The sequence below is a fragment of the uncultured Nostoc sp. genome, assembly GCF_937863485.1.
Lineage (GTDB): Bacteria > Cyanobacteriota > Cyanobacteriia > Cyanobacteriales > Nostocaceae > Nostoc.
In genome coordinates this window covers 46,957-57,588 of record NZ_CALMFY010000186.1, presented here as the reverse complement: position 1 = coordinate 57,588, position 10,632 = coordinate 46,957, and the positions used below count along the sequence as shown (strand labels likewise).

The 10,632-nt window shown below is 39.6% G+C and carries 13 protein-coding genes and 2 pseudogenes; 6 read left to right on the top strand and 9 right to left on the bottom strand.

The window, feature by feature from the left end:
- Window positions 1-122: 122 nt before the first annotated feature.
- From Q0541_RS25110 to Q0541_RS25075, 8 genes and pseudogenes are all read right to left on the bottom strand, one after another.
- Window positions 123-326: pseudogene (locus Q0541_RS25110) on the bottom strand (ChaB family protein).
- Window positions 327-344: 18 nt separating this feature from the next.
- Window positions 345-497: a hypothetical protein gene (locus tag Q0541_RS25105; protein WP_298917182.1), complete on the bottom strand. Its 153-nt coding sequence runs from the start codon at window positions 495-497 to the stop codon at window positions 345-347.
- A 168-nt stretch (window positions 498-665) separates the two neighbouring features.
- A complete protein-coding gene (locus Q0541_RS25100; RefSeq protein WP_298917178.1) occupies window positions 666-1,109 on the bottom strand; it encodes a pyridoxamine 5'-phosphate oxidase family protein in 444 nt (147 codons plus the stop codon).
- Window positions 1,110-1,499: 390 nt separating this feature from the next.
- The gene (locus Q0541_RS25095) at window positions 1,500-1,745 is read right to left on the bottom strand and encodes a hypothetical protein (RefSeq protein WP_298917176.1); all 246 of its coding nucleotides are present in this window, start codon (window positions 1,743-1,745) and stop codon (window positions 1,500-1,502) included.
- The gene (locus Q0541_RS25090; RefSeq protein WP_298917173.1) at window positions 1,746-2,033 is read right to left on the bottom strand and encodes a hypothetical protein; all 288 of its coding nucleotides are present in this window, start codon (window positions 2,031-2,033) and stop codon (window positions 1,746-1,748) included.
- Window positions 2,034-2,096: 63 nt separating this feature from the next.
- The gene (locus tag Q0541_RS25085; protein WP_298917167.1) at window positions 2,097-2,438 is read right to left on the bottom strand and encodes a type II toxin-antitoxin system PemK/MazF family toxin; all 342 of its coding nucleotides are present in this window, start codon (window positions 2,436-2,438) and stop codon (window positions 2,097-2,099) included.
- Window positions 2,423-2,665 (bottom strand): DUF2281 domain-containing protein, encoded by a 243-nt coding sequence (locus tag Q0541_RS25080; RefSeq protein ID WP_298917164.1) that lies wholly within the window; start codon window positions 2,663-2,665, stop codon window positions 2,423-2,425. Before Q0541_RS25080 ends, Q0541_RS25085 begins: the two co-directional genes overlap by 16 nt.
- Before the next feature lie 152 nt (window positions 2,666-2,817).
- On the bottom strand, window positions 2,818-3,384 hold the full coding sequence (locus Q0541_RS25075) for a Uma2 family endonuclease (protein WP_298917159.1): 567 nt from the start codon (window positions 3,382-3,384) through the stop codon (window positions 2,818-2,820).
- A gap of 258 nt (window positions 3,385-3,642) precedes the next feature.
- Between Q0541_RS25075 and Q0541_RS25070 the strand changes: the two genes are divergently transcribed.
- From Q0541_RS25070 to Q0541_RS25055, 4 genes are all read left to right on the top strand, one after another.
- Complete coding sequence (locus Q0541_RS25070) at window positions 3,643-3,861, top strand: bromodomain-containing protein (RefSeq protein WP_298917156.1); 219 nt, start codon at window positions 3,643-3,645, stop codon at window positions 3,859-3,861.
- Between the two features lie 131 nt (window positions 3,862-3,992).
- A complete protein-coding gene (locus Q0541_RS25065) occupies window positions 3,993-4,574 on the top strand; it encodes an alpha/beta hydrolase (RefSeq protein ID WP_366941927.1) in 582 nt (193 codons plus the stop codon).
- Between the two features lie 419 nt (window positions 4,575-4,993).
- Window positions 4,994-5,566, top strand: a complete 573-nt coding sequence (locus Q0541_RS25060; RefSeq protein ID WP_298917153.1) for an HdeD family acid-resistance protein — start codon at window positions 4,994-4,996, stop codon at window positions 5,564-5,566.
- A 448-nt stretch (window positions 5,567-6,014) separates the two neighbouring features.
- The gene (locus Q0541_RS25055) at window positions 6,015-8,105 is read left to right on the top strand and encodes a family 10 glycosylhydrolase (protein WP_298917149.1); all 2,091 of its coding nucleotides are present in this window, start codon (window positions 6,015-6,017) and stop codon (window positions 8,103-8,105) included.
- A gap of 9 nt (window positions 8,106-8,114) precedes the next feature.
- Here the strand turns inward: Q0541_RS25055 and Q0541_RS25050 are convergent, their stop codons facing one another.
- The gene (locus Q0541_RS25050; RefSeq protein ID WP_298917146.1) at window positions 8,115-8,270 is read right to left on the bottom strand and encodes a hypothetical protein; all 156 of its coding nucleotides are present in this window, start codon (window positions 8,268-8,270) and stop codon (window positions 8,115-8,117) included.
- A gap of 275 nt (window positions 8,271-8,545) precedes the next feature.
- Between Q0541_RS25050 and Q0541_RS25045 the strand changes: the two are divergent.
- Window positions 8,546-9,441, top strand: a pseudogene (locus Q0541_RS25045) (IS701 family transposase); the annotation flags it as partial.
- 169 nt (window positions 9,442-9,610) lie between these two features.
- Window positions 9,611-10,603, top strand: coding sequence for a serine/threonine-protein kinase (locus tag Q0541_RS25040; RefSeq protein WP_366941928.1), 993 nt, complete (start codon window positions 9,611-9,613; stop codon window positions 10,601-10,603).
- Window positions 10,604-10,632 lie beyond the last annotated feature (29 nt).

Genomic DNA, 10,632 nt, shown 5'->3' with positions numbered 1-10,632 from the left:
TTACTTATCCTGACTGATTTTCGTCCTCTTTGCAAAAAACTGGGATGCTCCCGTTTTAAAGCGATTACTAGTAACTCTTTCCTAATCTAAAATCTAAAATCCAAAATCCAAAATGGTATGAGCTATTCTGGCTTTTTGTGCCAATGCCCATCATTGCCTTTTTCGTAATCGCGTTTCACAGCGCTCCAAGCAACACGAAAGGCACGCTCTTCTTCACCCTATTCTTCTAGAGCATTGTTAAATGCAGCCCGAAAAATTTCTTGGGCGTGCTTAGGTAAGTTTTCTTTGACTGAATCTGGTAAGTCTGCAATCTGTTTGTAAGGCATAAATTCTATTTTCCAGTCTTATGTCTGCATTTGGCTTTGGGGTGGAAAGCCATGTTGGATTCTGCCTTCATCAGCATCAAACTGCTTAGAACTTTTGAACAGTTCAAAACGCCGATCGGCAGCATATTGGACACAACGATCGCCCAATGCCTGCATTTGGTTTGCCTGCATCAGTTGAAAGCCACGGGCGATTGACCTACCATTAATTTTTTGTAATTAAAAACACTTAATTTTTGCCAACTTCGTCCAACAATTACATATATACAAATAATTCGTAATTAGCAATTTAATTCTTAATTACGAATTACGAATTAGTAATTAGTTAAAGGCGTGATGGTGTCAAAAACTAATTATTTGTGGCTTAAAACTCGATGCACTATCCCAATAATTAACCTGGTTAATATTCACCTGAAGCAAAGCAATATCGGGTTCGTCTAGTCCTTTAGGAAACCAGGTTTGAAGTTCTGGCTTCCATAGTTCTCGCATCTTGTTGCGGTCTTTCACGAGTTTTGATGTACCTGAAATAGAAACGTATCGCTGCTGCTCAGGTGATGAGAAACTAATATTGACCTGCTCATGTTGTTCAATCTCAGTCACCTTATGGGAACCAGCATAGGTAAAAAACCAGAGGATGCTATCAGAGTTAATCTCGCCGCTCTTTGACATGGGGTAACTATGCAAACTTCCATCATCATCGACTGTAGTAAACATCCCATAATCAATATCTTTGATTAGTTCACGCAGCTTTTGAGTTTGTTGATCGCGGTCTGTAGAAGTTGCCATTGTTTGTACTTTTTTCTCTATTTACTTACTTTTTTTGGGCTGTAATTTTCGATTACAATCAGGTTTAAGGATGGTAAAGTTCTTTTTTAGTATTAACGTTTTTAGTTTCAATTGCGTGAGCCTAGAGATGGAATTCTGCTAAAATTAGCTTTTCTAGTTATATCTCTAGAGATATTGTTTGAGAGTGACTGTTATGTAAATGCATAACTTTTAGACAAAGTGAATTTTGTGCTTATTTCTTTAGACATAAATTTTAGAAATTTTGCACTAAATTCAAACTGCCTCTGTAACTTTAGGGCGATAAATTTCCTATTTTGGGGCTACCGCTTTCCTAACTCACGGCAGCAGCCCAATCAGGAGCATTTCCAGACTCTGGCTGGAAATGATGTTTTAAAGGGGTTTTAGCTTAAATCTTGTAGTTTGATTTATTCTCGCCGACTTATTTACTGAGAAAGCATTTAAGTCTTTTGAGAAAGTAAACAGGCATTTTGATAAAGCAATTAGGCTTTTTGATAAAGTAATCAGCAAATATACCTTGTCCAACCCCACACCATCTCTAAACGCTACCATCAAAGCGATACCCATACCGCGCTCGCTTGATAACCTTTCTCCTGGCTGGGTAATTAAAATCAACAATCAAATCTCCTTGCAAGACAACCAATTGCTTCCCCCTGAAGCTTTTTTAGAAGTTATCAACATAAGTCCAAATCCTAAACCGACTTCTAAAAATTTTTCGGTGTTTATGCGAGTATGTCCAAGCAAAAGCACGCAGGCTCCAGCTAATACTAATAAACCAGCAATAACTTCCTCTGTTCCACCCAATTTTAAACCTTTCCCGGAAACAGTATTTATGGACTTATCCCAACTAAAACGTTTTGGCATGTCTGTTTTACAATCAGATGCACCAAGTCCATGTATAACCATTACACAACTGCCAGCTACTCAATCACCTGACACCAGTCCAACTTAGTCAAATACTCGATACAACTACAGGCTTGAGTACTGTATAATTTCAATAATTTTATTGATCACCTCTGTTAATTTTTCAAGTTTTATTTGACCTGCTTGATATAAAACAATTTGTTTGTCGGCAGTAAAAATCCGATTTGGTCTGATATTACTTGGCTGATTTAAACGAGCAGAGCTAAAATCACTATTATCCAGTTGAATAGCATAGATATCGCCAACAGATTGGCTAGTAATTTGGCAAAGAATTAGGTCATATCCCTGAAGAGTAGCAATAACTAAAGCAGGTCTGCGTTTTGTATCAGTTAAGTCTGAAAATGGAAATGGAACAATAACAACATCTCCTTTTACAAATCCTGCCATGCTGCATCTTCCTCTGGTCTTAACCAATCTTTTTGCAGTGATGATTCACTCATAATGGTAATTTCTAAAGTTTTATCTTTCTGGTACTTGGCTTGTAAAAAATGAACAAAATCTAAAATTTCCTGTAACAGAGGTTCAGGTAATTTTTCTAGTTCTTGTGTAATCTGTTCTTTAAGCATAATTATCTTGTTTTCTGCTTTGGCAATATCTAAAATAATATTTATCATATCGGTTTTTGAATCAAAATATAAAATAAAACAAATTTTGCAACTATGAAATTTTATATGACACTCAGCAGCGATCGCTATTTTGTTACCTGATGTTTAGGCAATATCTAAAATAATATTTATCATATCGGTTTTTGAAGTAGGAGACAAAATCATATCAATTCTGCCTCTTCAAATACCTGCCTTGTGATCAATTCCAACCCTGGAAGTAGCTCATCTACAATCGGTGTATTATCTATGTAAACTTGACTTGAACCATCAGGAAGAAAAACTCTAATACTTATCGCTTCCGCGTCTACAACCCAAACCCTTGACACACCCGCAGCAAAATAATCCTGCGCTTTATCTTCAAATTTATTCATGGTTTGGTCTGGAGATATAATCTCAATTACCAATTCTGGAATCGCTGGACAAGCTTCATTACGTTTCCAACTTTTTGGTAAACGTTCGTAAGATATGTATGTCAAATCTGGTAATGGTGCCCAATCTTTACCTTGACGCTTTAACAGAATTGCCCACTCAGGAAGGACTCTACCTTTACCTTTGCACCAAGCACGAATTAGTAATCCTAAAGCTAGCTGTAAAGTCGAATGAAAAAATTTTGGAGACACTTTAGGGATTGCCTGACCATTGACAAGCTCATAGCATATCTCTCCTTCGGGTAGAGCCAGAAATTTTTCTAAAGAGAGTTGACCTGCTATATTGAGCATAAGCTGCATAAACGATCGCCTACATATATCTTACACACGCCATAAGTAGCAAAGCTTCAATAGTGAAAGTTTATAAGATATTGCAAGCGATGTCTACGACGGGCTTTGCGCTGTCGCAGATGCTGACAAGAGTTATTATATTTGCGATCGCTAAATTTGTACCCTCAGAATGAGCCTCTTCCACCTATAGCAGGAGTGTAATGTTCCATTAAGCACCTACTATCAAGAACTAGGAAATCAAATCGCAGTATATCTGCCTTTCAAATTATGGACTGGAAGTATAGGTGGAAAAATGGCTCTCAGCCAAGCCGAGATCAAGCGGTAAAAAACCCTCATTTGTTAGATGAGAGTCAGTTCGAGAACCAGCAAGACCGAAAGCTAGCTGAAGAATCTGCAAGGAAGCATTTGGGCATACCTGCACCAACCTTAGATCAGGAGCAGTCAATACTACCTCGTGCAGTTTCGCCTGATGAAAACCTTCTATAATAACACCATTTTCAAAAATCTTTGTAACAAAAAAATTGGCTCTGGGGGCATACAAATGTATGCCTCTAAGCATCTATCCTTCGCTGGAACTTTGTGAAATAATATAACGCTTGGGCATTTTGTGCCTATGTATGCTCCACACCATTATAAAATTCGACAAGATGCAGATTTATCAACTTTTCAATCGATTAAACAATAGGAAATTCACTAAGTTATTCACTCAGACTGTAGCTTTAGGCGTAGGTGCTATTGTTCTCCTTTTAAGTACTAATGCTAATGCTGCCGAGCAAGTTGTTTTAAAGTATGGTACTTTTCAGGGGCAAATATCTGTTCAAGAATTAAGTCAGTTTACAGAAACTGGCAAGACTACCCCGACGTTAAGAGCTTATTTGGAGGCGGCTAAACAAGACCCCGCAGTAGCTCGTAAGGCATTGAAAGCCCCAATCAAAGCCGATCCTGCCTTTTTAAATAATTTACTGTCTAGCTGGGCTGGGCCGATTTTGGTTGACCAAATTGGTGAGGTAGTTCACCCTCCCACAGGACAACTAAATCAGCAAGCGCTGCGAAGTGCTTTAAGTGCATCTATTAAACAAAATGGTGAAGTTACACTGCTTGGAGCGATTCAGAATTATCCAAATACTTCTGTTGAACTTGAAGGAGATCGTCTGATCGCTGTTTATGAACGCCTAAGCAATCTTGCAGAACTCTTATGAGGGCTACTTAGAGATAAATATATAGGACTCATATTTGATTTTTGAAATAAACCTAGTGGCGTGACATAGTGCAATAGTCGTAGGGTGTGTTATGCCCTTGGCTAACGCACCGTTTTTATGATCTATTGCGGTGCGTTAGCCTAACGCCATAACGCACCTATGATACTTAGATTTATTTCGCGGTGTCCAGATCCCCGACTTCTATGAGAAGTCGGGGATCTAACTTTTCACGAATGATTTAGGATTGCCATAGTTAGTTGTGATCATATCACTGGTTTGGTGTCTCAATAGTCGTAAAGTTTAATGATGATCAGGATTAAGTTAATACTGACGAGTCTATCTTAGGGTTCATACCTTGTTACTTAGAAATTCCGTAACCTAAATGTAGAGTTGAGTCTAAGAATAGGGAAAAGATTTGTATGACAACCGATGCTCCTAGAAATATTAACAAGGATTTTAATGGGTCACTGATAACTGGTGTTCTCCTGAGTATTTTGGGAGTTATTGCGATCGCAGTGCCTAGTCTCTCGACCATATTCGCCGAGACTTGGACTGCGCTGATTTTGATTTCCGTAGGATTTACAAAACTAGTTTATGCTACTCAAACCCGCGACAGAGGAGGTTTTATTTGGAAACTTCTATTGAGCGGACTCTATATTGCAGCCGGCATAATGCTGTTTGTTTATCCTTATACGGGTGTTCTGACACTGACTCTGTTGCTTGGCACCTTTTTGCTGACTGAAGGCACATTCGAGTTAATTCTGGCATTCCGGTTACGTCCGCAAGAGAACTGGACGTGGGTACTAGGTAATGGCATTATTACGCTGGTCTTAGGCGCAATGATTTGGTTCCAGTGGCCCTTCAATGCACCCTGGCTTCTTGGGACACTAGTTGGTATCAGCATTATTTTCACTGGCATTTCACGCGTGATGCTATCGTTGAATGCTCGTTCTAACTTGAATCCTCCTGACCAAACTGCAAAAGCCACTTAGTAGAGCATTTGATTAATTCGTAGCGAATTAAATTTGGCAATCTGTTGCAATGTTAATGCAGCCCAATACAATGTTAATGCGTTTCGATACAATGCCAATGCGTCGGCTGCATTGTTAATGCATCGCGATACAATGCCAATGCATCGGCCACATTGTTAATGCGTGCTGATACAATGCCAATGTATCTCAATACAATATTAATGCGTCGGCTGCATTGTTAATGCCTGCCGATGCAATGTTAATGCGTTCCCGTGCATTAAAAACGTTACTGTTTTACGCAAAACTGTAGTTAGTAGATGGGGAATGGGGAATAGGGAATAGCAATTACCAGTACCCCATGCCCAATCTTCAATAGTCAAAGTTTATAAGACATTGCAGCAGCGATCGCTCTGATATTGCTAAATTAACTAAGGAAATCAAAATCCAGGTCAGTTAGCTGCGATCAACAATGGTATCTATTACTACTCCCTTCTCGGATATTCAAAACCATTGGGCACGCTTATTTATTACAGCCTTAGCCCAACGTGGTATTGTCAGTGGGTCGCCTAATGGCACATATCGCCCCGATAACTCACTCACTCGTGCTGAATTTGCCGCCATCATCGCTAAGGCATTTCCCACAGTTACTAAGAAGCGGCAGTATATCCCCTTTGTTGATGTACCTACTAATTATTGGGCAGCAGCCGCCATTCAAGCAGCTTACGAAAAAGCATTTCTTAGCGGGTTTGCTGATAAAAGTTTCCGTTCCGCTAACCGAATTACGAGAGGAGAAGTCTTAGTTTCCTTGGTAGCAGGCTTAGAAATTGCCACCAAGGTAAAACCTGACCTCCTCTCAGCACTCCCAGAAATTTATCAAGATTCTGTTCAGATTCCTGGGTATGCTAGAAATCACATAGCTATTGCCACTAGCGCTGGATTGGTGGTTAGTTTCCCAAATGTGAAATTACTCAATCCCAATCTCGCAGCCACCCGTGCAGATGTGGCAGTGATTATTTATCAAGCTTTGGTGTATTTAGGTGAGGCAGAAAAAATTCCCTCTAATTATCTTGTGAAGCCGCCAATACCGATACCAATACCGATACCAATACCAACGCCAACACCAACGCCAACGCCAACACCAATACCAATACCCACACCCACACCTGTCGGTAGCGTTAGGATAAATCATAGTCGAGAATTCCGGGGGGCGTGGGTAGTATCTGTGTGGAATGGTGATTGGCCTTCCAAAGCCGGACTTTCTGTTGCCCAACAAAAAGCTGAACTCAGCGAGATTATTAGTAAATTACAAGCGCTAAACTTCAATGCCCTCATCTTTCAGGTGCGACCAGAGGGAGACGCCTTATATGAATCTAAATTAGAGCCTTGGAGTGCTTGGATTACAGGAACTCAGGGTAAAGCACCAGAACCATTTTATGATCCTTTAGCGTTTGCGATCGCAGAATGTCATAAGCGCAATATTGAACTTCATGCTTGGTTTAACCCCTACCGCGCTAGCACTTCCACCGACCCAGCCAAAACAGTTCGTCCTCACATAGCAGTTACCAATCCAGAAAGCGTTTATTTATGGAAAACTCAACGCTGGATGGACCCAGGACTGAAAGTAGTTCAGGACAGAGCTTACAACGTAATTATCGACGTAGTGAAGCGCTACGATGTTGATGGCATTCACTTAGATGATTATTTCTATCCATATCCCATTGAGGGACAGTCTTTTCCTGATAACAAAACCTACGCTGCATATAAAGCAGCAGGTGGTACATTCAGCCTTGGCGACTGGCGACGGGACAACGTTAACAAAATGGTACAACGCCTCTGGCAGGGAATTAAAGCAACCAAACCCGATGTTAAATTTGGTATTAGTCCCTTTGGGATTTATCGCCCCGGACAACCCGCTGGAATTACTGGGTTGGATGCTTACAACGTGCTGTATGCTGACTCGAAGAAATGGTTAGAAGAAGGTTGGATTGATTATATTGCGCCTCAACTTTATTGGCGCACAGACCAACCACAACAAAGTTATTCAGCGTTGCTAAAGTGGTGGACACAGGTAAATACAAAGCAAAGACACGTTTACGCTGGTAATAATTTGACAGAACCAAGCAACAAAAGTCGGGAGAGTGATGAGATTGAAAAGCAGGTGAAAATTAGCCGTAGCCAAGCTGGACAGTTGTCACTGGGGAATATCTTCTTTAATCTCGCTGTTTTGACGGAAAATAGTCAAGGCATTGCAGATAAATTCCAAAGTCTGCTTTATAACAAACCTGCGCTACCTCCAACTTTGTCTTGGCAGGATACAACCCCACCCCCTCCACCGATTGGATTACAAGTGAATAACCGCAAACTGAGTTGGCAGCCTGGTGATAATCAGCCAGTTCGTTCTTGGACACTTTATCGGCAAACTGGCGATACTTGGACAATTCAGCGAATTTTGTCTGCTGGCACAACCTTTGCTACTGTCCAACTAGCGGGAACCTATGCCGTGTGTGCGGTGGATAGATTGGCGAATGAGAGTGTAGGAATAGTTATTACAGTTAGTTGAACAAAAGTGCTACCCATGAGTGCGATGTCTGCGGCGGGCAACGCGATCGCACTTATGCTGTTGTGTAGTATGTGTGCGTTGGCGGCGTAGCCCCTCGTACCCTTCTCTACGAGAGGCTGCGCCAACGGGAAACAAGCTACGCGTAGCATCTGGCAGAGAAGACATAGCATCTTTAAATACTGGTGCAAAGTAATCAACCTGAGCCAGTTAAGGCCGATTGGATAGTCAGCCTTTTAGCACTCTTCTATAACTCTCACAAGATAAAAATCAGAAACCTTTGTTGTCATTAGTTTTTATAAATCTATGAGTAGGTTGGGTTGAGGAACGAAACCCAACACCAAGAATCCTTGATTTTGTTGGATAACGGGACTTAAACAAAACTGGAGATGAAAAAAGAGTATAATCCTTAACTAGCGTAGCTTTCACGTTAAAAAAAGCTCATGAAAGAAACTACCCCCGCAGCCATGCCACCATGCTTTGAAAGATGGTGCCAACGGTTTGATGATGTGTTTACTCATAAAGCTCAAAAAAGAGAGTTTAGGCATTATTTAGGAGGATTATTGGGTGAAAGCGAGAGAAAAAATCTATTTCAGATTGCAGAAAACGCTATCGGGGTGAATTACTATCAATTACACCATTTTTTAACCCAAGCACCTTGGTCTGATTCCAAGATCAATGAACGGCGCTTAGAGATTATGAACAAGTGCAGTCAAACCAGGATTAGTAGAGGATTTAGTTTAATAATTGATGATTCTGGTCATCGGAAAAGTGCGGAGCCGGAGAGGCTCCGCCTCCGGGCAATTTTACTGATGGAGTGGGAAGGCAATATATTGGAGAAATTGGCAAGACGGATAATGGAATAGTAGTAGTAACAACTGATTTATCCGATGGGAGAAAAAGCTTACGATTAGATATAGAGTTATAGCAGCACGCCAGTTCTTTGACAGAAGGAAAGCAAGACTCAGAATTTGAGAAAAAACCAGAATTAGCACTGAAGTTAATAGACAGAACTATAGAAAGGAAATATCAACCAGGGATAGTAATTGTAGATGCGGAATATGGCAACAATACATCTTTCTTATTGGAGTTAGAGAAGAGACAATTAAAGTATTTAGGAGGATTAGCTAAAAATCGAAAAGTAACTCTTACTACCGAAGATAATATTCCACAACAAACTAGGCTAGATGAATTAGCACAAAGTCTACCCACAGAGGCTTTTACGAAAATTAAACTAGACTTAGACAAACCAAAAACAGATATATTAAATAATAAAAAAGTGATGATACAGAGGTTTAAAGCTTTGATAATTCTAGTTCTAAATACAAGAAACTCATTCTGAAAAAGTTCATATTTTTCATATTGAAAATTTATAAAAAAAGTTTTACTATAAATGGAATTCCTATCACTTAAGGAAAACATGGTAAATCAAGAAGTTTTGAGATATCTAAAAGAGCAAGTCATTCAGAAAAACAAGAAAACCTCTTACGTTTGCTGAAGAAACTCTTATTTGTCAATGTTGGGATGAAAACAAACCTTACGAGGAATTAGAAGAGCCTTTTTGCGGTCACTCTATTGGTTATGTTAAAATACAAACTGCTCCCAAGCTATGGAATTGTTTAACTCAGATAACTGGACAACAAGTCACAAAACGTAACTATAGAAGTATTTTAGAAAAAGCATATGAAAAATATTTAAAAATTGATGTAATAGGTCAAGTTCTCCGAGAACGCTATGAAATTTTAGAGATTATTAATAAGGCAGATTTTAGTAAAATTTACTTAGCCAAAGACTTGGATCTTAAGAATAAGCTCTGTATTGTCAAGCAAATCATTCGCAAAAAAAATGACAGAGTGATTAGGAAAAATTTTGATACAGAAGTCAGTTTTCTTTATCAATTAGGTTGGCATCCTCAAATCCCAGGGTATCTTGCTCACTTTGAAGATGGAGAAAGTTTCTATTTAGTTTATGAATACGTAGAAGGTGGTTCCCTCAGCAAGAGATTGCCTGAAGAGGAGTCAAGTCTTCTTTGGAAAGAAGAGTCAGTAATTGATTTGTTATCTAAGGTTCTTAATGTCTTAGAGTTTGTGCCTAAAAGAGACGTCATTCATCGAGACATTAGACCAAGTAATTTAATCGTGAGTCCTGAGAGCAAGATTTATTTAATTAACTTTGGCTTTATCAAGGAGTTAGTGTCATTACAAACACGCACTTTCACAGCAACTTTAGGATATAGTGCGCCTGAACAAAGTCAAGGTTTTCCTAGATTTTGTAGTGATATTTATGCCCTGGCGATGGTAGGTATTCAAGGGTTAACGGGAGTTCCACCCAAAAAATTTCAGGTAAATTACGAAACTCAAAAAATTATCTGGCATCACCAAGCCAACACTAGCCCAGAGTTTACAAATATCCTCGACAAAATGACGTTTCCAGACTGGAAAGAACGTTACCAGTCTGCATCAGAAGTCTTACAAGACTTAAAAAAACTGTATAGTGATTAGGTTTTAGGCAGGTTTAAAATCTATTCAAC

Coding starts and splice junctions, on each gene's coding strand:
- Q0541_RS25060 (WP_298917153.1), top strand. CDS start 4,994: ATGACAACCGATGCTCCTAGAAATATTAACAAGGATTTTAATGGGTCA.
- Q0541_RS25055 (WP_298917149.1), top strand. CDS start 6,015: ATGGTATCTATTACTACTCCCTTCTCGGATATTCAAAACCATTGGGCA.
- Q0541_RS25080 (WP_298917164.1), bottom strand. CDS start 2,665: ATGATAAATATTATTTTAGATATTGCCAAAGCAGAAAACAAGATAATT.
- Q0541_RS25105 (WP_298917182.1), bottom strand. CDS start 497: ATGCAGGCAAACCAAATGCAGGCATTGGGCGATCGTTGTGTCCAATAT.
- Q0541_RS25050 (WP_298917146.1), bottom strand. CDS start 8,270: ATGTCTTCTCTGCCAGATGCTACGCGTAGCTTGTTTCCCGTTGGCGCA.
- Q0541_RS25075 (WP_298917159.1), bottom strand. CDS start 3,384: ATGCAGCTTATGCTCAATATAGCAGGTCAACTCTCTTTAGAAAAATTT.
- Q0541_RS25070 (WP_298917156.1), top strand. CDS start 3,643: ATGGACTGGAAGTATAGGTGGAAAAATGGCTCTCAGCCAAGCCGAGAT.
- Q0541_RS25100 (WP_298917178.1), bottom strand. CDS start 1,109: ATGGCAACTTCTACAGACCGCGATCAACAAACTCAAAAGCTGCGTGAA.
- Q0541_RS25065 (WP_366941927.1), top strand. CDS start 3,993: ATGCTCCACACCATTATAAAATTCGACAAGATGCAGATTTATCAACTT.
- Q0541_RS25090 (WP_298917173.1), bottom strand. CDS start 2,033: ATGGTTATACATGGACTTGGTGCATCTGATTGTAAAACAGACATGCCA.
- Q0541_RS25085 (WP_298917167.1), bottom strand. CDS start 2,438: ATGGCAGGATTTGTAAAAGGAGATGTTGTTATTGTTCCATTTCCATTT.